Genomic DNA, 23,357 nt, shown 5'->3' on the forward strand with positions numbered 1-23,357 from the left:
CAAGCGTGAGCGCCAAGCCACCCCCCTCTGTCCTGCCGGACCCGGCCCTTCGCTGTCGCTCCGGGCGTTCGTCGTTCGGAAAGCCAAGCGATTGGCTTTCCGTCCGCTACGCGGACCACTTCTCACCCCCCTCAAGGGGGGAGATCGGCAGGTCGCATGGCGGTACCTATTTGCCAGTGTTGATAGTTGGCGAAACCCGCGGTGAAATCCAATCTCCCTCCTTGCGGGGGAGATGTCCGGCAGGACAGAGGGGGGTGCCTCGCGCATCCGCCGGCGCTTAACCGATGCACTTCGGTCCCCACCTCCTCCTCGCCGCCCTCGAAGGCCTCGTCACCTCCGCCGTGCTGGCGCTGACGGCGCTTGGGCTGTCGTTGGTGTTCGGCGTCATGCGCGTCGTCAACGTCGCCCATGGCGAGTTCTTCATGCTCGGCGCCGTGCTCGCCTGGGCGATCACCACGGCGATCGGGGGGCACCCGGCGCTTGGCTTCCTGGCGGCGCTGGTGATTGCGCCACTGATCGTCGGCGTTATCGCGCTGGTTGCCGAACGGCTGGTGCTGCGCCGGCTCAACTACAATCCGGAAGCCACCATCGTCGCTACCATCGGCATGCTCTATATCATCCAGCAGCTGGCGCTGACCTTCTACGGTCCCGAGGCGCGTCCGGTGGAGCCGCCGTTCAGCTATCGCATCCTTTTGCCGTGGTTCGGCTATTCCGGCTACAAACTGTCTGTCATCGCCGCCTCCGCGCTTCTGCTGGTGGCGACATGGCTGGTGCTGACGCGCACGAAGATCGGCCTGGTCATGCGCGCCACGCAGTACGACAGCGAGACGGCGCAAGCCTTCGGCATCCCGGTCGGCCGCGTCTATGGCGGCGTCTTCGCGCTTGGCGCCATGCTGGCGGCCATCGCCGCGGTGCTGATCGTGCCGATCAGCCAGGCGCACTACCTGATGGGCCAGGATCCGCTGCTGCTGTCCTTCATCGTCGTCATCATCGGCGGTCTCGGCTCGCTGCGCGGCACGGTCGTCGCCGCCGTGCTGATCGGCCTGTCCGACGGCATCATCTCGGTCTTCTTCTCGCCGACGCTGGCCAAGATCATCGCCACGCTGCTGGTCGCCATGGTGCTGGTGTTCCGGCCCCAAGGCCTGTTCGGGACGGCGTCGCGATGAGCGAAGCTTCGCCGGCAAAGGCCTACGGCCTGCATTTCGGCGCCATCGCGCTGCTGTTCGTGCTGAGCTTCCTTTTGCCGGAGTACTATCACGGCCTGCTCGCCCGCATCATGGTCCTGGCGGTCTTTGCCATGGGCTACAACATGCTGTTCGGCTATGTCGGCCTGCTCAGCCTCGGCCACGCCATGTTCTTTTCCGCCGGGCTCTACGGTGCCGGCCTTGCCGTCATCCAGCTTGGCTGGAGCGTGCCGGCGGCATTCGCCGCGGGCCTCTGCTGCGGTGTCGTTCTTTCCCTGGTGATCGGCCTGCTGGCGCTACGCACGTCAGGCGTCGCCTTCATGATCGTCACCATGATGTTCGCGCAGGTGTTCTACCTCATCATTCTCTACTTCTCGTCATGGACCGGCGGCGACCAGGGCATGGTCGTGCCGCAGCCGGCGCGGGTGCTTGCTTTCGGCGCCACATCGCTCGATCTCACCAACCCGACCGTGCGCTACATGAGCGCGCTCGGCTTGTTCTCGCTGGTGCTGATGATCACGCTTGTCCTTGTCCGATCCAGATATGGCCGCGTGCTGGTCGCCATCCGCGAGAACGAGGAGCGGACGAAGATGCTGGGCTACGACACCTTCTCCAACAAGCTCGCCGCCGTCGTCATCTCCGGCATCGTCTGCGCTGCCTCGGGTGCTGCCTATGCGCTGCTGTTCGGCTATGTCGGCTCGGGCTTCGCTTCGGTGCAGTATTCAATCCTGCCGCTGCTGTGGGTGCTGCTCGGCGGCGCCGCCACGACGCTTGGGCCGCTGATCGGAACCTTGTTCATGTACTACGTCATCGACATCACCAGTGGCTACACCTCGGCCTATCTGCTGATCGTCGGCGTCGCCCTCATCCTGCTGGTGCTGTTTTTCCCCAAGGGCATTCTCGGCAGCATGCGGCAGCGCTGGCTCGGGTGGCTGCCGTGACGCCGCTTTTGACCACCAAGGGCCTGTCGCGCAACTTCGGTGGCCTGCGCGCCGTCGACAGTGTCGATTTCACCTTGATGCCCGGCGAGATCCGCGCCGTCATCGGCCCGAACGGGGCGGGGAAGACCACCTTCGTCAGCCTGGTCAGCGGCCGCATCCAGCCGTCGTCGGGCATGATCGTCTTCGATGGCGCCGACATCACCGGCCTGCCTGCCTATGTCCGCGTCCGCCAGGGCATCGCCTACACGTTCCAGATCACCAGCGTCTTCGCCAACCTCACCGCCTACGACAATGTCGCATTGCCGGTGCAGCGCACGCTGAGCGATGGCCGCTCGAAGGGCGCGGTGCGTGCCGGCGTCATGGCGGCGCTCGACCGCACCGGCCTGGCCGACCGCGCCCACATGCCGGCCGGGCAATTGTCCTATGGCCACCAGCGCTTGCTGGAAGTGGCGATGGGCCTGGCGCTGAAGCCGCGCCTGCTGATCCTCGACGAGCCGACGCAGGGCCTGGCTGACAGCGAGATCGACAATTTCATCACCCTGGTGCGCGAGATCGCCGCGAATGCGACCGTGCTCCTGATCGAACACAACATGCCGGTCGTGATGCAATTGGCCGACCGCATCACCGTCTTCAACGCCGGCAAGATCCTCGCCGAAGGCACGCCCGAGGCGATCCGCGAGAACGCGGCCGTTCAGCAAGCCTATCTGGGGACCGCCCCATGACCGAAACGACCAAAGCGGAGACAAGGTCCGAGGCGCTGGCGATCTCGGGGCTGGACTGCTTCTATGGCGAGGTCCAGGTGCTTTACGGCCTCGATCTCGTGCTGAACAAGGGCGAGGTGCTCTGCCTGTTCGGCCGCAACGGCGCCGGCAAGACGACGACGCTCAAGGCCATCATGGGACTGGTCCCCTCAAGCGCCGGCTCGATCAGGCTCGGTGGCCAGGAATTGACCGGTCTGCCGGCGCATGAGGTGCCGAAGGCCGGCGTCGCCTATGTGCCGCAGGGAAGGCGGCTGTTCGCCGAAATGACGGTGGCTGAAAACATCGAGATCGGCCTGATGGCTCGCGGCAAGGGCAAGGCGACGCGCGAAACCGTGCTCGACCTTTTCCCGCTGCTGCGCCAGCGGCTGCGGCAACGCTCGGGCACCTTGTCCGGCGGCGAGCAGCAGATGCTGGCGATGGCGCGCGCGCTTTGCCTGGAACCGCAGGTGCTGCTGCTCGACGAGCCGACCGAAGGGTTGATGCCGTCGATGATCGCCAAGATCCGCGAGACGGTGTCGACGCTGCGCGACATGGGTGTGTCCACGATCCTGGTCGAACAGCGGGTCGATGCGGTGCTGTCCGTTGCCGACCGTGTTTGCTTCATCGAGAACGGCCGCAACCGCGAGACGGTCGATGTCGAGGAACTGCGTGCCGACCCGTCGGCAGTGCGTCGCTATGTCGGCGTGGGCTGATCAGCCGAAGAACAAAAAGCCGGCGACCAGGAAAGTCGGGATCAGCACCAGCCCGGACCACAGCATGTAGCCGAAGAAGCCCGGCATCTTCACGCCGCGATGCCTTGCGATGGCATAGACCATGAAATTGGGTGCATTGCCGATATAGGTGTTGGCGCCCATGAACACCGCACCCGCCGAAATCGCCGCCAAGGTCGAGGCGAACTCCGTCATCAGATGCCGAGGGTCGCCGCCGGCGAGTTCGAAGAACACCAGATAGGTCGGCGCATTGTCGAGGAAGGACGACAGCGCCCCGGTCAGCCAGAAATAGGCGAGATCGTTGGGCTGGCCGGAGGGCGAACTGACAAGTGCCACCAGCGGCGCCAGAGCGCCGTCATGGCTTGCCCTGAGGATGGCGATGACCGGCACGATGCAGATGAAGATGCCGGCAAACAATTTCGCCACCTCTGCTATCGGCCCCCAGTTGAAGCCGTTCGCTTTGCGGTGGCTCTTGTACGATAGGGGAAGCGACAGCAAGGCCAGCGCCAGGTTGATGGCGTCGCGCACCAGATTCTGCAGCTCGAGGCTCACGCCCAACACGGAAAAGGTCACGCCCGGCTTCCAGGCCGCCGACAGCAGGATCGCACCGATCACGCCAGCCAGCAGCGGAAGGTTGGCCAGGCCGCGCAGGCGCACCTTCGTATCCGGTGTCGGATCCTTGATCTTCGGCGCCCCAGCTTCGCGCCGGTGGAGGATGATGTCGATGGCCAGGAAGACGGCCAGCACGACGACGCCGACGAACAGCGTCTCGCGCCAGAGGTTGGCGGTGGTCCAGAAAAAATCGACGCCGCGCAGGAAACCAACGAACAGCGGCGGGTCGCCGAGCGGCGTCAGCGAGCCGCCGATGTTGGAAACCAGGAAGATGAAGAAGATGACGACATGGGCGTTGAACGGCCTGGCGTCGTTGGCGCGCAGGATCGGCCGGATCAGGACCATCGAGGCGCCGGTCGTGCCGATCACGGAGGCCAGGATCGCGCCGGCAAGCAGCAGCCCGGCATTGACCAGCGGCGTCCCGTGGATGTTGCCGGCAAGCAGGATGCCGCCCGAAATCGTGTAGAGCGCGAACAGCAGGATGATGAACGACATGTATTCGGTGAGCAGCGCGTGCAGCACCGCCTCGGTCGCGCTGGGAATGCCGAAGGCCAAGGCCAGCGGCACGATCACCAGCGCCGACCACAGCGCTGATATCTTGCCATAATGATGCTCCCATATGTGATGGAAGAGCAAAGGCCCGGTGGCGATCGACAGCAGCAGGCCGGCAAAGGGCAGCGCCCACCACAGCGACATCGCGGCGCCGGGCAGCGCGTGTTCCTCCGCTGCCAAGGCCTGGCCTGGAAACAGCATTGCGACGGCGATCACAGCGCCCGCTCCTGTCGCAATCCGCAAAAAGCCCCTCTTGCGCCCCACGTTCAGTTCAATCCAAGACGTGGTCTTCAAGCGTCACGCCGGCGTCGCGCATGCGGTGCAGCATTGTCTCGAGCGAACCGTTGAGATCGATGCCACGACAGGCATCGAGCCGGACGGTGGTTTTGAAACCTTGGCTGATGGCGTCCAGCGCCGAAAAGGCAACGCAGAAATCGGTTGCCAAGCCGACCAGGGTCAGCGTGTCGATGCCGCGCTCCCTGAGATAGCCGCCAAGGCCGGTCGGCGTCGTCCGGTCGTTCTCGAAGAAGGCCGAGTAGCTGTCGATGGCAGGCCGAAAACCCTTGCGGATGACGAGCTCCGCCTTGGTCCAGGCGAGGCCGGAATGGAAATCCGAACCCAGGCTGCCCTGGATGCAGTGGTCCGGCCACAAAGTCTGCTGGCCGTAGAGCATGTCGATCATCGTGAACGGCTGCGAGCCCGGATGGCTGGAGGCAAAGCTCGAATGGCCGGCGGGATGCCAGTCCTGCGTCAGCACGACATGATCGGCGTGCCGGATCAGGTCATTGACCAGCGGCACGATCTCGTCGCCGCCGGCAACCGCCAGTGCGCCGCCCGGACAAAAATCGTTCTGCAGGTCGATGACAACAAGCGCTTCGTCGGCCATGCGGCTTCCTTCCTCTCTGTCTTGATGCCGCTGTTGCGACCGGAGGCAGAAACTCGACCAGATGACTGGCTGCGTCAACCTCTGGCAGCATAACAACATCGTAACAAATGCGTGCCGACCGAGCCGCTGCAAACTCCGGCTTTGACAATTCCTGCCGTCTTGATATCATTTGCATACGAATGAATTCCGCCCGGCTCCAATGCTGGTGGAGTCTTTCGAAATACCGGTTTCTGGAAGGCCTCTTTTCTGGAAGGCAAAGCGTGATCCGTTACGCGAAACCCACCATAGTCGACGAAGCGCTCGCTTTGCTTGGCGAGGGCGCCTGGCGCATTCTAGCCGGCGGCACCGATTTCTATCCGGCACAAGGCAGCAAGCCGTTCCGTGACAATGTTCTCGACATCAATGGCCTGGCGGCGCTGCGCGGCATTGCCGAGACGGATGACCACTTCGTCATCGGCGCGCGCACGACCTGGACCGACATCATCCGCCATCCCTTGCCACCGGCCTTCGATGCGCTGAAGCAGGCGGCGCGTGAGGTCGGCTCGGTGCAGATCCAGAACGTCGCCTCGGTCGCCGGCAATCTCTGCAACGCCTCGCCGGCCGCCGACGGCGTGCCGGCGCTGCTCGTCCTTGATGCTGAGGTCGAACTGCGATCGGCGATAACGACACGTTATTTGCCGCTGCAGGACTTCATTCTCGGCAATCGTCGCACGGCCCTGCAGCCCGGCGAGATGGTCACGGCCATCCGCGTGCCGAAACCTGCAGCCGGCACGTCGGCTTTCGTCAAGCTCGGCGCGCGGCGCTATCTCGTCATTTCCATCGCCATGGTGGCGGCGCGTCTGGTGGTTGACAACCGCATTGTCGTGGAAGCGGCGGTTACCGCCGGCTCCTGCTCGGTGGTGGCCAAGCGCCTCGCCGGCGTCGAAGCCGCCTTGCGCGGCCGGCCCGCCGGCCAGGCGCTCGCCGATGCGGTCCTGGCCGCGCCGATGGCTGAGCTGTCGCCGATCGCCGATGTGCGCGGCAGCGCCGAATACCGGTTCGATGCGGTGCGCGAGATCGTTGCCCGCGCCGTGCTCAAGGCCTGTGGGCTGATGAACGACCCCGAGGTGGTGGCGGCATGAGCCAGGTCTCGCCTGAAATGCGTGAAGCTCTGCCCGACCTGGGCGACGGCCAGCCTCGCCTCGGCCCTGAGCGAGCCGACATCGCCTTCGAGGTGAATGGCGCAGCCATCTCGGTCAACGTGCCGCCGCTGCGTCGGCTGTCCTCGGTGCTGCGCGACGAACTGCTTTTGACCGGCACCAAGGTCGGCTGTGACGCCGGCGACTGCGGCGCCTGCACGGTGCTGGTCGACGGTGATCCGGTTTGCGCCTGCCTGATGTCGGCGGCTTCCGCGGCGGGAACGGCTGTGACAACCGTCGAAGGGCTCGCCAATGGCCGGCTGTCGGCGCTGCAGGCCTCGTTCCTCGACCATGGCGCGGCACAGTGCGGCATCTGCACGCCGGCCCTGCTTGTCGCGGCCACGGCATTGCTGGACAAAAAGCCCAAACCGACCGAGACCGAGGTCCAGGACGCGCTGGGCGGCATCCTCTGCCGCTGCACCGGTTACCGGAAAATCATCGCAGCGGTGATGGATGCCTCCCTGCAGGAAGGAAGCCTCGATTTCCGATTGCCGCAATCGGGCCAAGCTGTGGGCTCTTCGCCCATTCGGCTCGACGGCGTGCCGAAGGTCACCGGCGGTGAAAAATTCGGCGGCGATTCCTTCCCCGCCGATGCATTGGCCGTGCTGGTGATGCGCTCGCCGCATTACCATGCCAGCTTTACCTTCGGCGACCTCGACGGCTGGGTGAAGGCGCATCCCGGCATCGCCGGTGTCTTCACCGCCGCCGACATTGCGGGCAAGAACTGCTTCGGCGTCATCGGCCCGTTCGCCGACCAGCCGGCGCTGGCAGAGGGTTTCGCACGCCTTCGGGGCGAGGCGGTGGCGCTGGTCGCCGGCGAGCGCGAGGCCATCCTCGATCTCGACCTGTCGGATTTCCCAATACGCTGGAGCGAGTTGCCGCATCTCCTGCAGCCTTGCGAGGCGCAGTCCAGCGGCGCCAGGCTGATCCACGACAATCGCCCGGCGAACCTGCTCACCGCCGGCTTTGTCGAGCGCGGCGATCCCGAGGCGGCACTTACCGGCGCTGCCATCACCGTGTCCGGCGCCATCGACACCTCCTATGTCGAGCACGCCTATATCGAGCCGGAAGCCGGCTATGCATATCTGGATGGCGACACGCTGGTCGTCGTCGCCTGCACCCAGGCGCCCTATATGGACCGCGACGAGACCGCGAAGGTGCTCGGCCTTGCCATCGACAAGGTGCGCATCGTGCCGACCGCGACCGGCGGCGGCTTCGGCTCCAAGCTCGACGTTTCGCTGCAGCCTTTGATCGGCCTTGTGGCGCTGAAGACCGGTCGGCCGGCGGCGCTCGCCTATACCCGCAACGAATCGATGATATCGACCACCAAGCGCCATCCGGCCGAGATGAAGGCGACCATCGGCGCCGATGCCGAAGGCCATGTCACCGGCATGATCTTTGCCGGCGACTTCAACACCGGCGCCTATGCCAGCTGGGGGCCGACTGTGGCAAACCGCGTGCCGGTGCACGCCTCCGGCCCCTATGCGACACCGAACTATCGCGCCGAGGGCCGCGCCATTCACACCCATGGGCCGATCTCCGGGGCCTTCCGCGGCTTCGGCGTGCCGCAAGCGGCGATCATGCAGGAGACGCTCTATGACGAGCTGGCCGACAAACTGGGCATCGACCGGCTCGAGTTTCGCTTGAAAAACTGCCTTCGGAACGGATCCGAAACGGTTACCGGACAGCGGCTGGAGTCCGGCGTCGGCATCGCCGAATGCCTGGAATCGCTACGGCCGCATTGGACTCGGGCGAAGGCCGATGCTGCCGCGTTCAACGATACCAACAGGGATAGAAAGCGCGGCGTTGGTGTGGCTTCCTGCTGGTATGGCTGCGGCAACACCTCGCTGCCCAACCCGTCGACCATCCGCGTCGGCATCGCGGCTTCAGGCGACATCATCCTGCATCAGGGCGCGGTCGATATAGGCCAGGGCTCGAACACGGTCATCCCCCAGATCTGCGCCGACGCGCTCGGCCTGCCGCTGGAAAAATTCAAGCTTAGGAGTGCCGATACTGCGATCACCCCCGATGCCGGCAAGACATCGGCCTCGCGCCAGACTTTCGTGACCGGCAAGGCTGCCGAAAAGGCCGGCCGTGCCTTGCGCGAAAAGATCCTGCGCTTTGCCAATGTCTCGGAGAAAGCATCCCTGCAACTGGATGGCCCGGCGATAATCATCCGCGAGGGCGAGGCCACGCGCCACATCGACCTCGCAGCTTTGGATGTGGATGCCGATGGCTTCGTCTTCCGCGCCGAGGAAAGCTACGACCCGCCGACACTGCCGCTCGACGCCAAGGGCCAGGGCAAGCCCTATGCGGTTTATGGCTACGGTGCGCAGATCGCCGAACTCGAAGTCGATCTCAAGCTCGGCACGGTCAAGCTGATCAAGATCACCGCGGCGCACGACGTCGGCAAGGCGATCAACCCGCTGCTGGTCGAGGGCCAGATCGAAGGCGGCATCGCGCAAGGCATCGGCATGGCGCTGATGGAGGAGTATATCCCCGGCCGCACCGAGAATCTGCACGACTACCTCATTCCGACCATTGGCGACGTGCCGCCGATCGAGACCATCCTGATCGAGGTTCCCGATCCCGAAGGACCGTTCGGCGCCAAGGGCCTGGGCGAGCATGTGCTGATCCCGACGGCGCCGGCGATCCTCAACGCCATCCGCCACGCCACCGGCGTTCTGGTCACCAAGGTTCCGGCGACGCCGACGCGCATCCGCGCCGCCATTCGCGAAAAGGAGGCACGTCCATGAGCGAGCTTGCCGAACGCTTCGAAACCCACGATCCCGGCGAAAAGCAGATGGCGGAGAAGATCCGCTGCGATGCCTGTCCGGTCATGTGCTACATCGCCGATGGCCGTACCGGCGCCTGCGACCGCTACGGCAATATCGGCGGCAGGATCGTGCGCGTGGATCCGCTGACCATCCTCGACCATGCGGCCGAGACCGGCGCGGCCATGGTGCCGTTCATCGCCGAGGGCGAGGCATGGGACGGCGAGCTGGTCAACACCGGCCGCCGCTTCGTCACCGCCATCGGTGCGGGCACCACCTATCCCGATTACAAGCCGGCGCCGTTCATCGTCAGCCAGCAAGTCGAAGGCGTCGATCTCGTCACTGTCGTTACCGAGGGCATCTTCTCCTACTGCGGCGTCAAGGTGAAGATCGACACCGACCGTCATATCGGGCCCGAAACGGCTACAGTACGATCGCAAGGCGAAGCGATCGGCCATATCACGACGGGCGAATATGGCTCGCAGATGCTGTCCCTGGGCGGCGTGCATCACCTGACCGGCGGCTCGAAGTCGGAAGGCCGGGCCACTTGCGACGCAATGCTCCATCTGTGCAACCGCAAGCCAGTGGAGCTCAGCATCGACGGCGGTGCCACCGTCATCGTCGAAGCCGGCAAACCACCGGTTATCGACGGCAAGCAGGAACACCGCATGCGTGTCGGCTGCGGCTCGGCCACCATCGGCATGTTCGCCACGCAATGGCGCGGGCTGGTCGACGAGGTGGTGGTGGTCGACGACCACATCACCGGCGTCGTGTCCGAGCATCAGGCCGGCAAGGTACTGGGCTGGCAGGACACGGGCATAAAAATCATCGGCCGCCGCTCGACGCCGGGCCGCTATTTCAAGGTGTCCGATCCCGGCCTCGGCTGGGGCGGCACCAGCATATCCGACCCGCTGTCGATCCTCGGCGAGTGGAACGCCAAGAAGGGCGCGCGGCCGGGCCTGTCGCTGCTGATGGTTTCGACCACCGGCGAGCAGTTTGCCTATTACGAACTCGATGACGACTTGAAACCAGTACAGAAACCCTTTCCGGAGCGGCTGCAAAAGTCAGTCGGGCTGATCGAGGACAATTGCGAGCCAGCGCTGTGCACCGTGCTGTTCATCGGCGGCGCCGGTGGCTCGCTGCGCGCTGGCGTCACCGAAAACCCGGTCAACCTCACCCGTTCCGTGCAAGGCCTGAGCACCTACGTGACAGTCGGCGGCGCGCCGGTCTATGTCTGGCCGGGCGGCGGCATCACGCTGATGGTCGATGTCACGCGGGTGCCGGAAGGCGCCTTCGGCTATGTGCCGACCCCGGCGCTGGTGGCGCCGATCGAATTCACCTTGCGCCGCGACGACTATGTCAGGCTCGGCGGCTACGAGGCCGAAATCCGCAGCGTCGAGGATATCGTCGCCAAGGGAGGTGAGTATCTCAATCCGCGCCGCGGCTCAGGTGCCGCGGCCGGCAATCCATGGCCGCCGCTGGCACAATTGCACCGTGTTCGCTCCAACGGGGCCGGGTGATGTCCGGCCCGCAAGCGCATTGGCTGCAGGACGGCAAGCGGCTGCATCTGAACCACGGGCCGATCGACCTGATCGTCGAGGCCTTTGGCGAGGCGCACGAATGCCGCAAGGCCTTTGAGCAGGCGGTGGCGCGTTTCCAGACCATCTTGCCGGAGATGGTCGAGGAATTGCCGGAATTGCGCCAGCCGGCCACGAGTCGACCGCGCGCTTTCGCCGGTTCGACAGCGCAGCGCATGGAAGCGGCCGTCGCGCCCCTAGCGAAAGATTTCATCACGCCGATGGCCGCCGTCGCCGGTTCGGTAGCCGACGAAATGCTCGAGACAATGTTTGCCGGCCGGAAGCTCGACCGCGCCTATGTCAACAATGGCGGTGACAGCGCGATCCATCTCGGCGCCGGCCAGTCGATGACGCTTGCCATCGCCGGCACCGGCCACGGTCTGGCCGACCGCATTGTCATCCATGCCGGCGATGGCGTGCGCGGCGTCGCCACCAGCGGCTGGCGTGGACGCTCGTTTTCGCTTGGCATCGCCGATGCCGTCACCGTGCTGGCGCGGACCGGGGCCGAGGCCGATGCCGCCGCGACGCTGATCGCCAATGCCGTCGACCTGCCCGGCCATCCGGCCATCCGGCGCGTGCCGGCGCGCGATCTGGCGCCGGACAGCGACCTTGGCGACAGGTTGGTGACGCAAGAGGTAAACCGGCTTTCCTCAGAGGAAATCGCCACGGCGCTGGACGGCGGACTTGCCGTCGCCGAAGATTTCCGCCGCAGGGGATTGATCGCCGCATCGGCGCTGTTTCTTGCCGGCCAGACCCGCATCAGTGGTTCCATGGCGCTTGCCGCGCCCGACAAAAGTCCAGGGAAGGAAGTTGCCCATGCCTGAGTTTCCGATCCGCAAGATCGCGGTTCTGACCGAAGAGATCTTTCACGAGGGCGGGCCGGTGGCCAAGGTGCCGCGCCGGCGCGCCGCCGCCATGGCGCTGGTCAAGAACCCGTTCGCCGGGCGCTATGTCGAGGAGTTGCAGAGCGCCATGGACGATCTGAAGCCGCTCGGCCTGCTGCTGGCCGACCGGCTGATCGAGGCGCTCGGCGGCGACGTGAAGCAGATCGACGGCTATGGCAAGGGCGCCATTGTCGGCACCGCAGGCGAACTGGAGCACGGCGCGCTGTGGCATGTGCCCGGCGGCTACGCCATGCGCGAGCGGCTCGGCGATGCCAAGGCGATCGTGCCGTCGGCGAAGAAGGTCGGCGCCTTCGGCTCCAGGCTCGACGTGCCGCTTGGCCACATCAATGCCGCCTATGTGCGCAGCCATTTCGACGCCATGGAAGTCGGCATCAGCGACGGCCCGCGCCCCGACGAGATCCTGTTCTGCCTGGCCATGACCTGCGGGCCACGCGTGCACGACCGCATGGGCGGCCTGGCGGCCGGGGATATCAAGGCCTGGGACGGGCTGCGGTGAGCGCCGAGGACAATCTGCTGAAGCTGGTCGAGGCCGAAGAGCCTGACGAAAACGACTATCGCTTGCAGGAGCAGGTCGGTTTCATCCTGCGCAAGGCGCATCAGCGCCATGTCTCGATCTTCGCCGCCCATATCGCCGATCTGACGCCGCCGCAATTCGCGGCACTGGCCAAGCTGCGCGATGTCGGCGAGACCTCGCAGAACCAGCTCGGCACGCTGATTGCCATGGACGCGGCGACGGTGAAGGGTGTCATCGACCGGCTGAAGGCGCGCGGCTTGGTCGATCTCTCCAAGCATGAGGTCGACAAGAGGCGGCTGCTGGTCAATTTGACCGCTGAAGGCCGCGACGCGGTCGAACGCCTGATCCCGCTTGCCCGCGACATCACCCAGGAAACACTGGCGCCGCTCTCGGCCAAGGAGATCGCCACATTCATGAAGCTGCTGGCGAAACTGGCCTGAGTCCCGACAGGCCCGAGCGCCTTTCGCACAAGGTAGCGTTCAGAGCTTGAACGCCTCCGAAGAAAGCTCCCGCAGCTTTGGGAAGACGCCCTTGCCGCCCGTGATGACCAGCGTCCCGTCCCGTAGCACCGTCTCCGGATTGGGTTTCACGACCATGCCGTCGGCTTCCTCGACCAGAAGCATGCCGGCCAGGCAATCCCAGGCGTTCATGTGCTCCTCGACATAGCCGAGCAGGCGGCCGGCGGCGACGTAGGCGAGCATCAAGGCACCCGATGCGTTGCGGAAGAAGACGCCGCCTTCGGCCAGCAGCATGCGGACCAGCACGGCGACATTTTCGGTGTCGGCACGGTTTGAAAATCCGGTCCCGACGGATCCTTCTTCCAGGCTGGTGCCCGCACTGGTCCTGATCGGTCTGCCGTTGACGAAGGCGCCGCCGCCGAGCCGGCCGTGAAACGTCTCGCCGGTCGACGGTTCGTGGATCACGCCAACCACGGTCTCGCTGTGCAGGGCGCAGGCGATCACCACGCACCAGGCCGGGATGCCGCGCACGAAATTGGCGGTGCCGTCGATGGGATCGATCACCCAGTCATAGCCTGTCGAGCCGGTGACCGAGGCATGCTCCTCGCCGACGATGCCGTCTTGCGGATAGTCGGTGGCAATGGCCGCGCGGATGAACAGTTCGACCTCGCGGTCTGCTTCAGAGACCAGGTCCTGATGGCCCTTGCTCTCGATGGTCAGGCTGTCGAGGTCGCGAAAGTACTTCAGGCCGAGTTCGCCGGCACGCCGCGCCAGTTCGATGGCAAACTGCATGCGTGCGTCATGGTCATTTTTCACGGGGGAGCTCGATCTTGCGGAAGGGTGCCCCGCCCTTAGCAGAAGCACCCCGTATCCTCCAAGCCAAGAATATCAGGCCGCCTGCGACAGCGATTTGTGGGCCTCGGCCAGGATCTCGAACGACCGCACACGGGCCGCATGGTCGAAAATCTGCGCGGTGACCATCAGCTCATCGGCGCCGGTGCGGCGCACGAACGCGTCGATGCCTTGCCGGACCGCTTCCGGAGACCCGACGACAGCGCAGGACAGCGCCTGGCCAAGCATGGTCTTGGCCATCGGATCGAGATCGCGGTCATAGTTCTCGACCGGCGGCGGCAGCCGACCGGGCCGGCCGGTGCGCAGATTGACGAAAGCCTGTTGCAGCGAGGTGAACAGCAGCCTCGCCCCCGCATCGGTGGGCGCGGCAAAGACGTTGAGGCCGAGCATCACATGCGGTTTGTCGAGTTGTTCCGACGGTTGGAAGCGCGAGCGGTAGACGTCCAGGGCATGGTCGAGTTCCGCCGGCGCGAAATGCGAGGCAAAGGCATAGGGCAGGCCGAGCATGGCGGCGAGCTGGGCGCCGTAGAGGCTGGAACCGAGGATCCAGATCGGCACGTTCTGGCCCTCGCCCGGCACGGCGCGGATGCGCTGGCCTTCCGCGGCCGGCTGGAAATAGCCCATCAACTCGACGACATCCTGCGGGAAATTGTCGACGCCGGCCTCGAGGTTGCGCCGCAAGGCGCGTGCGGTGCCCATGTCGGTGCCGGGCGCGCGGCCGAGGCCGAGATCAATGCGGCCCGGATGCAAGGCGGCCAGCGTGCCGAACTGTTCGGCAATCACCAGCGGCGAATGGTTGGGCAGCATGATGCCGCCGGCGCCGACGCGAATGGTCCTGGTGCCGCCGGCGACATGGGCAATGACGACCGCAGTGGCGGCACTGGCGATGCCCGGCATGTTGTGATGCTCGGCCAGCCAGTAGCGCTTGTAACCCAGCCGCTCGGCATGACGGGCAAGATCGAGCGAGTTGGCGAGCGACTGGGAGGCATCGCTGCCTTCGATGATCGGCGACAGGTCGAGAACGGAAAGAGCGGTCATGAATGGGGTCCTGTGTAAGGTCCGCATGTAGGAAGCGCCTGGCGACGCCGCAAATTCAAAAATATTGATCAGCCCTTCGCGGATTCCGTGTCGGCGATGTCATCTTCCACGACGACGGCCGTGTGCTGCGCGGCGAGGAAGTTGCCGACAGGGCTGAGCCCGTCGAAATGATCGCAGAACACCTTGATGACGACCAGCAGCGGAACCGCCATCAATGCGCCGACGAAGCCCCAGAGCCACGACCAGAAGGCGATGGCGATGAAGATCGCCACGGCGTTGATCTCGAGGCGCCGGCCGACCACCATCGGTGTCACGAACTGGCCTTCGACGATGTCGCACACCAACACGAAGGCCGGCGCCAGCAGCGCGTAGGAGATGGTGTCGAAGCTGATCAGCGCCATGATCGCAACCAGCACGATGGTCATCAGCGCCCCGACATAAGGCAGGAAGTTGAACAGGGCGGCGGCGACGCCCCAGACCAGCGGGTTGGGCATGCCGAGCGCCCACAAGCCAAGGCCGATGACCGTGCCAAGACCGGCGTTGATGATGGTGACGGTGAGCAGATAGTGCGAGATTTCCCGTTCGACGTCATAGACGACGCGCAGCGCGCGCTTCTTTTCGCTGAGGCTGGCGAAGGACTGGATGATCTTCTCATAAAACATCGTGCCCGAAGCGAGCAGAAACAGCGACAGCACGAAGATGATGGTGAGGCCTGTTCCCGCCGACAGGATGTTGCTGGCCGCCGACGACAGGATGCCTGATTGGGCGACCGCCACCTTCTGGATGCCGGACTCCTGCGACGTCTCGGTCAGTTGCTCGATCTGGTGCGAGATCTGCATGATCCTCTCGAACGGACGCCGCAATTGCGCCAGCCGTTCGGTGAGCTGCTGGCCGATCGACGAGGTGTTGTTGATGAGGTCGATGACCGGGCCGCTGAGCAGATAGCCTGCACTAGCGAAAATGCAGACCGACAACAGCACCAGAAGGGTCGCAGAAACCACCTCGGGAACGCCGCGCCTGCGCAGAAGCCGGACGATCGGTGTCAGTGTCAGCGCCAGCAGGAAAGCCAGGATCACCGGCATGAAGAAAGCGCGGGCGAAGTAAAGCGCGTAGATGGCCATGAACAGGAAGATGCCGACGAGCAGCGAACGCATCAGATGCGTGTCCGCGCGTGCCGCTGCGCGCGGGTCTTCAGGCTCGGCAACGCCTGTGCCTAAAGCGGCAGGTTCGGCTTTCATCATGGACCCTCACCGGCGCACCGCAATTGGTGCAATCCAATGACGAAAACGCCTCTACCGCCGCTTGGGTTCCGTTAGCCGGGCAAGGCCCGGAGCGCGGACCTCCCGCTCACCTCTATGCAACGGGCGCCGGCACCGCGGGCGCGGACTTCGCTGTTTCCTTGCGCACGATCGGCGCCACCCTGGTGCCGAAGAGCTCGATCGCCTTCATGATCCTGGCATGCGGCATGGTGCCGATTGCCATCTGCAGCAGGAAGCGGTCATTGCCGAAGATCCTGTGCTGGGCGACGATCTTTTCGGCCACCTGCTCGGGATTGCCGACGAACAGGGCGCCATTGGGGCCACGCGACTGGTCGAAATGCGCCCGCGACGTCGGGCCCCAGCCGCGCTCGCGGCCGATGCGGTTCATCACTTCGGCCTGCGGACCGTAGAAATCATCGGCCGCCTGCTCGGTCGTTTCAGCGATGAAGCCGTGCACGTTGATGCTGGTGGCGAGGCTTGCCGGATCGTTGCCGGCGCGGTTGGCGGCCTCACGGTAAAGATCGAACAGCGGCGCGAAGCGCGCCGGCTCGCCGCCGATGATGGCGAGCGCCAGCGGCAGGCCAAGCGCGCCCGCGCGGGCGGCAGACTGCGGTGTCCCGCCAATCGCGATCCAGACCGGCAACCTGTCCTGGAACGGCCTGGGATAAACGCCGCGATCGTTGATTGGTGCACGCAGATTGCCGGACCATGTGACTTTCACGCTGTCCCGGATGGCGAGCAGCAGGTCGAGCTTTTCGGCGAACAACTCGTCATAATCCTCGAGATTGTAGCCGAACAGCGGGAAGGATTCGATGAACGAACCGCGCCCGGCCATGATCTCGGCACGGCCACCCGACAGAAGATCGAGCGTGGCGAACTGCTGGAAGACGCGCACCGGATCATCGGAGGACAGGACGGTGACCGCGCTGGTCAGCCTGATACGCTTCGAGCGCTCGGCGGCCGCGGCGAGCGCCACCACCGGTGCGGAGCCAGCATAGTCGGGCCGGTGATGCTCGCCGAGACCGAAGACGTCGAGGCCGACCTGGTCTGCCAGTTCGACCTCCTCGATCAGGTTGCGGAGCCGCTCATGCGGGCTGATGGCGCTGAGCCCCGGCTGCGGGCTGACGTCGGCGAAGGTGTAGAGACCGAGTTCCATTCGAATGTCATCCTGGTGTTGGAGTTTCGAGCTAGAGGTAGCCATCGACCCGCCTCGCCGCCAGAGGGGCGGACGGTGAACAGTGCATGTCGGTCCGGTCAAAAATACGTCTCCCAGGTGCAACATCCCGGAATTTCATGGCTGGCATGCCGTTTTGGCGCTTGAACTCTCGGTATTCGCGCGTATGTAAGCGTCGCGAATTGACTTCAGGGAAGTGGACTTGGCTATCTACAGGGAAAAAGACATTTTCGAGCGGCGCAATGCCGCAAACGAGGCAAAGAAGGCGCTTCTGGAGCGCTTCAAGTCAAAGCCGGCAGCAGACGATCCTTCGGTGCTGGCACGACAGGCCGAACGCAAGGCAATCCTCGAGGCTCGCCAGATACGCGAGGCTGAAAAGGCCATGCTGAAGCAGGAAAAGCTGGCACGCGAGGCGGTCGAGAAGGCCGAGCGCGAGGCAGCAGCCGAAGCGGCACGCATCGCGGCCGAAGAGGCGGCGCAGGCTGAAGCCAAGATTCGGGACGCCGAAGAAAACGAGCGCATCGCCCGTTTGCTGGCCGACGAAGCCGAACGCAAGGCCAAGCGCGACGCGCGTTATGCCGCGCGCAAACAGCGCACGGGCAGGACGCCTCCGGGCTTCTCCGCCCGCTAGCCTCCAGGCAACGGAGCAATCTGCTTCGAAGATCAGGGTCGCCTTGCAGCGGCCCTGAATGTGTCTGTCCAATGCATGTCTCGCAAATGAGGCCCCGGTTTTGGGAGGACGACATGCAAGACCCTAAAGCGCCTCACCCGAATCCGGCCAAACGCGACGCGCTTTGGAGCAATTCCAGGAAAAGTGTGAAGCGGTTTTCCCGGGAAGAGCGCGTAGCGCTTTCCCTCAGGGAATTGCGTAAAACAAAAAGATAGAGCGGTATGATCAGGCGGCGAACTTCAGCCCCATGATGCCGCAGACAATGAGCGCGATGCACGCCAGCCTGATCGCGGTGGCCGGCTCGCCGAGCAGCCAGATGCCGAGCAGTGCCGTGCCGACGGTGCCGATGCCGGTCCACACCGCATAGGCGGTACCGACGGGCAGCGCCTTCAGCGCCAGGCCGAGCAGAGTGAGGCTGACTATCATCGAGGCAACGGTCAGCACGGTCGGCATCAGCTTCGAGAAGCCGTCCGTGTATTTGAGGCCGATTGCCCAGCCGATCTCGAACAGGCCGGCAAAAAACAGAAAAATCCACGCCATCGACTACGCTCCATCAAAGCATCGGACCGAATTCGGATTCGGTATCCGACGCTCAATCAACAATGGCGGGTCGTCCCGGCCGGATTTTCGGGGAAAGCGCGAGGTCGTCCCCGCCCCGCCAATATAAGAAATTCGAGCGCTCGATCAACAACGACCGGCAACAACATTGCCGGTCGCAATCCCGTTCGGACGGGTATTGCCCGGACCTACTTGTCCTTGAGCTTCATCGCCTTGACCGGCGGCGCCTTCAGGGCCGGAGCCGGGGCTGGCTTCTTGGCATCCTTCTTCGGCTTGCGGGCTTCCTTGCCTGCCTTCATCGCACCTTTAGCCATGATTCGTTCCTCCGATTGCGGGAAGCGAAGTGAAACAAGAGAAACGTCCGACTGCAAGAGGCCAGCGCCTATCGACACCGCCAGCCGGCCGCTTTTAACCGGTTTCTAATTTGCTCGTAAACCACGCCGGTCCGTGCCATGGTCATCTTCGCACTGCAGCATCAGCCCGGCTTTTCGCCGGGCGATGAACAGGCAGGCCGGTCAGGACGACAATGCGAATCCATATCGGCTGCGAGATGAGCTTCGACTTTCCCCAGGAAACCCCGCTCATCGCGATGCTGAGTGTTCACTATTCCCGCGCCTCCGACCTTGAGCGGCCCGACTTTTTGACCTCCAACCCGCCCGTGCCGATCGAGAGTTATCGCGACAGTTTCGGCAATTGGTGCAACCGGTTCGTCGCTCCGCCAGGGCGGTTCACCTTCGGCACCGACGCGGTGATCCGCGATCCCGGCACCTTCGAGATGGGCGACCTGATGGCCTGGCAGCACGAGGTGCGCGACCTGCCGGCGGATACACTGCTGTTTCTGCTGCCCAGCCGCTTCTGCGAGAGCGACCTTCTGGCGAGCGAAGCGTGGCGGCTGTTCGGCCACACGCCGCTCGGCATTGCGCGTGTGCAGGCGGTCTGCGACTTTGTCCACAATCATATCGTCTTCAACTACGGCAATGCGCGGCCGACTCGTACCGCGGCGGAAGCCTATCGCGAACAGAGTGGTGTCTGCCGCGACTTCGCGCATCTCGCGGTCACCTTCTGCCGGGCGCTCAACATCCCGACGCGCTACTGCACCGGCTACATCAGCGACATCGGCACGCCGAAGCCGTGGTCGAGCATGGATTTCGCCGCCTGGATGGAAGTCTATCTCGGCGGCCGCTGGCATGCCTTCGACCCGCGCAACAATGCGCCGCGCATCGGCCGCATCCTGATCGCCTCCGGTCGTGACGCCGCCGACGTGCCGCTGACCCATATCTTCGGGCCGGGCACGCTCGCCGGTTTCAAAGTTTGGACCGACGAGGTCGTCGAATAGTCGACCGAACGAGCCGACGGTTCGCGCGTTATGGTCTTGTGGAGCTTTGACGGGCTGGCCGTTAGACTGGCGCCTTGAACGGGGGCAGCATCATGGCCGGGCATGGCGGCTCAAAAAGGGTGATCTACGCGGCGCTCGCCGGCAATCTCGCCATCGCGTTGACCAAGTTCGCCGCCGCTTTCTTCACCGGCAGTTCGGCGATGCTGTCGGAAGGCGTGCACTCACTGGTCGATACCGGCAATGGTGGCCTGCTGCTCTATGGCATGCACCGCGCCGCCCGCCCGGCCGATCGGACGCATCCGCTCGGTCACGGCCGCGAGCTTTATTTCTGGAGTTTCATCGTCGCCCTTCTGGTCTTCGCGCTGGGCGCCGGCGTGTCCTTCTACGAAGGCGTGATCCACATCATGGCGCCGGAGCCGGTCGTCAACGCCAAGGTGAACTACATCGTTCTTGGCCTGTCCTTCCTGTTCGAGGGCAGCTCCTGGTTGGTGGCGCTGAGGGAGTTCCACCAGCAGAAGGGTAAGCAGGGCTGGCTGCAGGCCGTGCAGTCGAGCAAGGACCCCAGCGTCTACACCGTGCTGTTCGAGGACAGCGCCGCCCTGCTCGGCCTGATCGTCGCCTTCGCCGGCATCCTTGCGGCGGAACTGCTTGAGATGCCGGAGCTCGACGGCGCCGCCTCGATCGGCATTGGGCTGATCCTGGGCGCGACGGCGATCTTCCTGGCCCGCGAAAGCAAGGGTCTGCTGATCGGCGAGCCAGCCTCCCCAGAGGTGCAGAGACAGGTGCTGGCGATCGTCCAGCAGGATCCGGCGGTGCAACAGGCGAACGGCGTTCTGACCGTCCACATGGGGCCGCAAGAGATCGTCGCTGCTCTCAGCATCGAGTTCGAGGATCACCTGACGGCGCCGGAGATCGAAGCCTGTGTGGAGCGCCTGGAGGCGCGGCTGAAGACAGAGATGCCGGAGATCGCCAGGCTGTTCGTCAAGCCGCAGACGACCGGGACCTGGGAACAGCGGCGCAAGATTGTTGAAGCCGCGTCAGGAGACGAGCCGGATCAGGCCGGTTAAGATGCCGACGAAGCAGGGAGAAACAAGATGAAAATCGACGGCGGCTGCCATTGCGGCGCTATCGCCTACGAGGCGGAGGTCGACCCGGAAAAGACCTCGATCTGCCACTGCACCGACTGCCAGAAACTGACCGGCACGGCCTTTCGGGTGACTGTTCCGGCGCCTGAGGATCACTACCGGATCACCAAGGGTACGCCGAAAATCTATATCAAGACCGGGGCGAGCGGCGCCAAGCGCGCCCAGGCCTTTTGCGCTGACTGCGGTTCGCACCTTTACGCCACCTCGGTCGCAGATGGTCCGAAGGTCTATGGAATTCGAGCGGGAACCGCGCGGCAACGCGAGGATTTGGTCCCGACACAGCAAAAATGGCACAGTTCAGCGCTGCACTGGCTGCCGGAATTCCAGGGCATGATCACCGTGGAGGAGCAGTAGCGCTCCTCAGGCGTCAGTCGTCGCCTTCGACGACCCTCAGCCTGAGCTGCCCGGTCTTCGAATCGGCGACGCGGGTCCCTGTCTCGACCTTCGCGGTGGCAGGCCGTGATGCGGCTTCGGGGCCAGCCTCACCGTCGGGCTGGGCGCCGAACTCCAGTGCCTCGATCTTCTGGCCGCGTCTGGTCACCTTCGACGTCGAGACGAGGATGTCGTCGATGTCCTTGGCCGACTGGCCGAAATGGACCTGCAGCTTGCGCACCCGCTCGTCGACGCGCGCAACGTCTTCCATCAGCCGGATGACCTCGCCCTGGATCAGATGCGCCTGTTCGCGCATGCGGGCGTCCTTGAGGATGGCCTGGATGACCTGGATCGACAGCATCAGCAGCGACGGTGAGACGATGACGACGCGAGCGCGGTGCGCCTTGTGGACGATGGCCTCGAAATTCTCGTGGATCTCGGCGAACACCGATTCCGACGGCACGAACATGAAGGCGGTGTCCTGCGTCTCGCCCTGGATCAGATATTTCTCGGATATATCACGGACATGTATCTCGATGTCGCGGCGGAAGGCCTGGGCAGCGACCTTCTGCAGGTCGGCGCCATCGGCGGCGCGGATGGCGTTCCAGGCTTCGAGTGGAAATTTGGCATCGATGGCGAGCGAAGGCGCGCCATTGGGCATCTTCACCAGGCAGTCCGGCCGGCTGCCATTCGACAGTGTTGCCTGGAACTCGTAGGCACCGTGCGGCAGGCCGTCGGCAACGATCGCCTCCATGCGCGACTGGCCGAAGGCACCGCGCGTCTGCTTGTTGGAGAGGATCGCCTGCAATTGCACGACCTGTCCGGCAAGCGACTGGATGTTGCCTTGCGCGGTGTCGATGATCGCCAGCCGCTCCTGCAATTTGGCCAGGCTCTCATGCGTGGATTTGGTCTGCTCGGTCATGGTCTGGCCGATGCGGCCGGTCATGGCGTCGAGGCGCTGGCCGATAGACTGCGTCAGCTCGGCTTGGCGTGCTCCGAACACTTCGGCGATGGCGCCCATGCGGCCCTGCATCTCGGCCTGGCTTTGCAAGATGCCGGCCATCCGCGCCTCGGCGTCGCGGGCATGATCGGCGGCCTCAGCGGCGGCGACGGCGCGCGCCTTGGCCGACCGCCACAGCGCGATGACAAGCGCCACGAACAGGCCGAGAAACAGCAATGCGCCGACGGCCAGAGCATGGCCGAGCGTGATCGTGGAGGCGCCAAGCCGGGCGACAGGCTCCGAAAGGATGGATGTCAGATCATTCATGTGGACAGCATAGCCGATTCGCGGGGCTGGCACAGATCAAAACGTGAACGGCGCCCCGGCGCCCCGGTTGACGCTTTTCGCTGGAGGTCTTAGGTGGAACGCCATGCCGATCAAGCCGCTCATCATCCTTCCCGACCCCATCCTGCGCCAGGTTTCGAAGCCGGTGGAGCGCGTCGACGGGCCTTTGCGCAAATTAGCCGACGACATGCTGGCGACCATGTATGACGCGCCCGGCATCGGACTGGCGGCAATCCAGATCGGCGAACCGGTGCGCATGCTGGTAATCGATCTGGCCAAGGAAGACGAGACGCCGGCACCGCATGTCTTCATCAACCCGGAAATCCTGAGCAGCGCCGACACCCGCTCCGTCTACGAGGAAGGCTGCCTGTCGATCCCGGACTACTATGCCGAGGTCGAACGCCCGGCAGCCGTGCGGGTGAATTATCTCGACCGCGACGGCAAGCTGCAGGAGATCGAGGCCGAGGGGCTGATGGCGACCTGCCTGCAGCATGAGATCGACCACCTCAATGGCGTCTTGTTCATCGACCACATCTCGAAGCTGAAGCGCGACATGGTGGTGAAGAAGTTCAAGAAGCTCGCCAGGGACAAGGCGCCAGGCAAGATGGTGGGATAG

The 23,357-nt window shown here is 64.5% G+C and carries 24 protein-coding genes; 15 read left to right on the forward strand and 9 right to left on the reverse strand.

Annotated elements, in window-relative coordinates; translation table 11 throughout:
• Positions 1 to 284 precede the first annotated feature (284 nt).
• From CGZ66_RS08485 to CGZ66_RS08500, 4 genes are read left to right on the forward strand one after another with little or no spacing between them, the layout of a single operon-like run.
• Positions 285 to 1,166, forward strand: a complete 882-nt coding sequence (locus tag CGZ66_RS08485) for a branched-chain amino acid ABC transporter permease (protein ID WP_095083411.1) — start codon at positions 285 to 287, stop codon at positions 1,164 to 1,166.
• Positions 1,163 to 2,125, forward strand: coding sequence for a branched-chain amino acid ABC transporter permease (locus CGZ66_RS08490; RefSeq protein WP_095083413.1), 963 nt, complete (start codon positions 1,163 to 1,165; stop codon positions 2,123 to 2,125). The genes CGZ66_RS08485 and CGZ66_RS08490 overlap by 4 nt, the downstream gene beginning before the upstream one ends.
• On the forward strand, positions 2,122 to 2,847 hold the full coding sequence (locus CGZ66_RS08495) for an ABC transporter ATP-binding protein (RefSeq protein WP_095084335.1): 726 nt from the start codon (positions 2,122 to 2,124) through the stop codon (positions 2,845 to 2,847). The genes CGZ66_RS08490 and CGZ66_RS08495 overlap by 4 nt, the downstream gene beginning before the upstream one ends.
• Positions 2,844 to 3,578 (forward strand): ABC transporter ATP-binding protein, encoded by a 735-nt coding sequence (locus tag CGZ66_RS08500; protein WP_095083415.1) that lies wholly within the window; start codon positions 2,844 to 2,846, stop codon positions 3,576 to 3,578. Before CGZ66_RS08495 ends, CGZ66_RS08500 begins: the two co-directional genes overlap by 4 nt.
• Here the strand turns inward: CGZ66_RS08500 and CGZ66_RS08505 are convergent, their stop codons facing one another.
• Together CGZ66_RS08505 and pncA are read right to left on the reverse strand one after the other, a co-directional pair.
• Positions 3,579 to 4,961, reverse strand: a complete 1,383-nt coding sequence (locus CGZ66_RS08505; RefSeq protein ID WP_167392078.1) for a sodium:proton antiporter — start codon at positions 4,959 to 4,961, stop codon at positions 3,579 to 3,581.
• Positions 4,962 to 5,031: 70 nt separating this feature from the next.
• Positions 5,032 to 5,646 carry a bifunctional nicotinamidase/pyrazinamidase gene (gene pncA, locus CGZ66_RS08510; protein ID WP_095083419.1) on the reverse strand — a complete coding sequence of 205 codons (615 nt, stop codon included), beginning with the start codon at positions 5,644 to 5,646 and terminating at the stop codon, positions 5,032 to 5,034.
• Positions 5,647 to 5,906: 260 nt separating this feature from the next.
• Between pncA and CGZ66_RS08515 the strand changes: the two genes are divergently transcribed.
• From CGZ66_RS08515 to CGZ66_RS08540, 6 genes are read left to right on the forward strand one after another with little or no spacing between them, the layout of a single operon-like run.
• Positions 5,907 to 6,767, forward strand: a complete 861-nt coding sequence (locus CGZ66_RS08515; protein WP_095084336.1) for an FAD binding domain-containing protein — start codon at positions 5,907 to 5,909, stop codon at positions 6,765 to 6,767.
• A gap of 17 nt (positions 6,768 to 6,784) precedes the next feature.
• Positions 6,785 to 9,580 (forward strand): molybdopterin-dependent oxidoreductase, encoded by a 2,796-nt coding sequence (locus CGZ66_RS08520; protein WP_167392079.1) that lies wholly within the window; start codon positions 6,785 to 6,787, stop codon positions 9,578 to 9,580.
• On the forward strand, positions 9,577 to 11,118 hold the full coding sequence (locus CGZ66_RS08525) for a 6-hydroxynicotinate reductase (RefSeq protein ID WP_095083423.1): 1,542 nt from the start codon (positions 9,577 to 9,579) through the stop codon (positions 11,116 to 11,118). The genes CGZ66_RS08520 and CGZ66_RS08525 overlap by 4 nt, the downstream gene beginning before the upstream one ends.
• Complete coding sequence (locus CGZ66_RS08530) at positions 11,118 to 11,999, forward strand: UPF0280 family protein (protein WP_095083425.1); 882 nt, start codon at positions 11,118 to 11,120, stop codon at positions 11,997 to 11,999. Before CGZ66_RS08525 ends, CGZ66_RS08530 begins: the two co-directional genes overlap by 1 nt.
• Positions 11,992 to 12,576 carry an amino acid synthesis family protein gene (locus CGZ66_RS08535; protein ID WP_095083427.1) on the forward strand — a complete coding sequence of 195 codons (585 nt, stop codon included), beginning with the start codon at positions 11,992 to 11,994 and terminating at the stop codon, positions 12,574 to 12,576. Before CGZ66_RS08530 ends, CGZ66_RS08535 begins: the two co-directional genes overlap by 8 nt.
• Positions 12,573 to 13,034: a MarR family winged helix-turn-helix transcriptional regulator gene (locus tag CGZ66_RS08540; RefSeq protein ID WP_095083429.1), complete on the forward strand. Its 462-nt coding sequence runs from the start codon at positions 12,573 to 12,575 to the stop codon at positions 13,032 to 13,034. The genes CGZ66_RS08535 and CGZ66_RS08540 overlap by 4 nt, the downstream gene beginning before the upstream one ends.
• Before the next feature lie 39 nt (positions 13,035 to 13,073).
• On the opposite strand, the gene CGZ66_RS08545 is transcribed toward CGZ66_RS08540, so the two are convergent.
• The 4 genes from CGZ66_RS08545 to CGZ66_RS08560 all read right to left on the reverse strand — a co-directional run bounded on the left by CGZ66_RS08545 (position 13,074) and on the right by CGZ66_RS08560 (position 17,357).
• Positions 13,074 to 13,868, reverse strand: a complete 795-nt coding sequence (locus tag CGZ66_RS08545) for an inositol monophosphatase family protein (protein ID WP_095083431.1) — start codon at positions 13,866 to 13,868, stop codon at positions 13,074 to 13,076.
• 72 nt (positions 13,869 to 13,940) lie between these two features.
• Positions 13,941 to 14,942, reverse strand: a complete 1,002-nt coding sequence (locus CGZ66_RS08550) for an LLM class flavin-dependent oxidoreductase (RefSeq protein WP_095083433.1) — start codon at positions 14,940 to 14,942, stop codon at positions 13,941 to 13,943.
• Positions 14,943 to 15,010: 68 nt separating this feature from the next.
• The gene (locus CGZ66_RS08555) at positions 15,011 to 16,180 is read right to left on the reverse strand and encodes an AI-2E family transporter (protein ID WP_095084337.1); all 1,170 of its coding nucleotides are present in this window, start codon (positions 16,178 to 16,180) and stop codon (positions 15,011 to 15,013) included.
• Positions 16,181 to 16,295: 115 nt separating this feature from the next.
• Positions 16,296 to 17,357: an LLM class flavin-dependent oxidoreductase gene (locus CGZ66_RS08560; protein WP_095083435.1), complete on the reverse strand. Its 1,062-nt coding sequence runs from the start codon at positions 17,355 to 17,357 to the stop codon at positions 16,296 to 16,298.
• A gap of 220 nt (positions 17,358 to 17,577) precedes the next feature.
• Between CGZ66_RS08560 and CGZ66_RS08565 the strand changes: the two genes are divergently transcribed.
• Positions 17,578 to 18,006: a DUF6481 family protein gene (locus CGZ66_RS08565; protein WP_095083437.1), complete on the forward strand. Its 429-nt coding sequence runs from the start codon at positions 17,578 to 17,580 to the stop codon at positions 18,004 to 18,006.
• Positions 18,007 to 18,270: 264 nt separating this feature from the next.
• Here CGZ66_RS08565 and sugE read toward each other — a convergent pair whose 3' ends face one another.
• Together sugE and CGZ66_RS41320 are read right to left on the reverse strand one after the other, a co-directional pair.
• Complete coding sequence (gene sugE / locus CGZ66_RS08570) at positions 18,271 to 18,585, reverse strand: quaternary ammonium compound efflux SMR transporter SugE (RefSeq protein ID WP_095083439.1); 315 nt, start codon at positions 18,583 to 18,585, stop codon at positions 18,271 to 18,273.
• 206 nt (positions 18,586 to 18,791) lie between these two features.
• Positions 18,792 to 18,917, reverse strand: coding sequence for a hypothetical protein (locus CGZ66_RS41320; protein WP_013528464.1), 126 nt, complete (start codon positions 18,915 to 18,917; stop codon positions 18,792 to 18,794).
• A 212-nt stretch (positions 18,918 to 19,129) separates the two neighbouring features.
• On the opposite strand from CGZ66_RS41320, the gene CGZ66_RS08580 reads away from it, so the two are divergent.
• The 3 genes from CGZ66_RS08580 (at position 19,130) to CGZ66_RS08590 (ending at position 21,438) form a co-directional block, all read left to right on the forward strand.
• The gene (locus tag CGZ66_RS08580) at positions 19,130 to 19,939 is read left to right on the forward strand and encodes a transglutaminase-like domain-containing protein (protein ID WP_095083441.1); all 810 of its coding nucleotides are present in this window, start codon (positions 19,130 to 19,132) and stop codon (positions 19,937 to 19,939) included.
• Positions 19,940 to 20,031: 92 nt separating this feature from the next.
• Positions 20,032 to 21,006 carry a cation diffusion facilitator family transporter gene (locus tag CGZ66_RS08585; RefSeq protein WP_095084338.1) on the forward strand — a complete coding sequence of 325 codons (975 nt, stop codon included), beginning with the start codon at positions 20,032 to 20,034 and terminating at the stop codon, positions 21,004 to 21,006.
• Positions 21,007 to 21,033: 27 nt separating this feature from the next.
• Positions 21,034 to 21,438: a GFA family protein gene (locus CGZ66_RS08590; protein ID WP_095083443.1), complete on the forward strand. Its 405-nt coding sequence runs from the start codon at positions 21,034 to 21,036 to the stop codon at positions 21,436 to 21,438.
• A 13-nt stretch (positions 21,439 to 21,451) separates the two neighbouring features.
• Here CGZ66_RS08590 and CGZ66_RS08595 read toward each other — a convergent pair whose 3' ends face one another.
• Entirely contained in the window at positions 21,452 to 22,723 is a 1,272-nt protein-coding gene (locus CGZ66_RS08595; RefSeq protein ID WP_095083445.1) for a DNA recombination protein RmuC, read from the reverse strand.
• Between the two features lie 103 nt (positions 22,724 to 22,826).
• Here CGZ66_RS08595 and def point away from each other — a divergent pair, with 103 nt between their 5' ends.
• Positions 22,827 to 23,357 (forward strand): peptide deformylase, encoded by a 531-nt coding sequence (def, locus tag CGZ66_RS08600; RefSeq protein WP_095083447.1) that lies wholly within the window; start codon positions 22,827 to 22,829, stop codon positions 23,355 to 23,357.

The organism is Mesorhizobium sophorae (assembly GCF_002270415.1).
Taxonomy (GTDB): domain Bacteria; phylum Pseudomonadota; class Alphaproteobacteria; order Rhizobiales; family Rhizobiaceae; genus Mesorhizobium; species Mesorhizobium sophorae.

Coding starts and splice junctions, on each gene's coding strand:
- CGZ66_RS08485 (WP_095083411.1), top strand. CDS start 285: ATGCACTTCGGTCCCCACCTCCTCCTCGCCGCCCTCGAAGGCCTCGTC.
- CGZ66_RS08490 (WP_095083413.1), top strand. CDS start 1,163: ATGAGCGAAGCTTCGCCGGCAAAGGCCTACGGCCTGCATTTCGGCGCC.
- CGZ66_RS08500 (WP_095083415.1), top strand. CDS start 2,844: ATGACCGAAACGACCAAAGCGGAGACAAGGTCCGAGGCGCTGGCGATC.
- CGZ66_RS08505 (WP_167392078.1), bottom strand. CDS start 4,961: ATGCTGTTTCCAGGCCAGGCCTTGGCAGCGGAGGAACACGCGCTGCCC.
- pncA (WP_095083419.1), bottom strand. CDS start 5,646: ATGGCCGACGAAGCGCTTGTTGTCATCGACCTGCAGAACGATTTTTGT.
- CGZ66_RS08520 (WP_167392079.1), top strand. CDS start 6,785: ATGCGTGAAGCTCTGCCCGACCTGGGCGACGGCCAGCCTCGCCTCGGC.
- CGZ66_RS08525 (WP_095083423.1), top strand. CDS start 9,577: ATGAGCGAGCTTGCCGAACGCTTCGAAACCCACGATCCCGGCGAAAAG.
- CGZ66_RS08530 (WP_095083425.1), top strand. CDS start 11,118: ATGTCCGGCCCGCAAGCGCATTGGCTGCAGGACGGCAAGCGGCTGCAT.
- CGZ66_RS08535 (WP_095083427.1), top strand. CDS start 11,992: ATGCCTGAGTTTCCGATCCGCAAGATCGCGGTTCTGACCGAAGAGATC.
- CGZ66_RS08550 (WP_095083433.1), bottom strand. CDS start 14,942: ATGACCGCTCTTTCCGTTCTCGACCTGTCGCCGATCATCGAAGGCAGC.
- CGZ66_RS08555 (WP_095084337.1), bottom strand. CDS start 16,180: ATGAAAGCCGAACCTGCCGCTTTAGGCACAGGCGTTGCCGAGCCTGAA.
- CGZ66_RS08560 (WP_095083435.1), bottom strand. CDS start 17,357: ATGGAACTCGGTCTCTACACCTTCGCCGACGTCAGCCCGCAGCCGGGG.
- sugE (WP_095083439.1), bottom strand. CDS start 18,585: ATGGCGTGGATTTTTCTGTTTTTTGCCGGCCTGTTCGAGATCGGCTGG.
- CGZ66_RS41320 (WP_013528464.1), bottom strand. CDS start 18,917: ATGGCTAAAGGTGCGATGAAGGCAGGCAAGGAAGCCCGCAAGCCGAAG.
- CGZ66_RS08580 (WP_095083441.1), top strand. CDS start 19,130: ATGCGAATCCATATCGGCTGCGAGATGAGCTTCGACTTTCCCCAGGAA.
- CGZ66_RS08585 (WP_095084338.1), top strand. CDS start 20,032: ATGGCCGGGCATGGCGGCTCAAAAAGGGTGATCTACGCGGCGCTCGCC.
- CGZ66_RS08590 (WP_095083443.1), top strand. CDS start 21,034: ATGAAAATCGACGGCGGCTGCCATTGCGGCGCTATCGCCTACGAGGCG.
- CGZ66_RS08595 (WP_095083445.1), bottom strand. CDS start 22,723: ATGAATGATCTGACATCCATCCTTTCGGAGCCTGTCGCCCGGCTTGGC.
- def (WP_095083447.1), top strand. CDS start 22,827: ATGCCGATCAAGCCGCTCATCATCCTTCCCGACCCCATCCTGCGCCAG.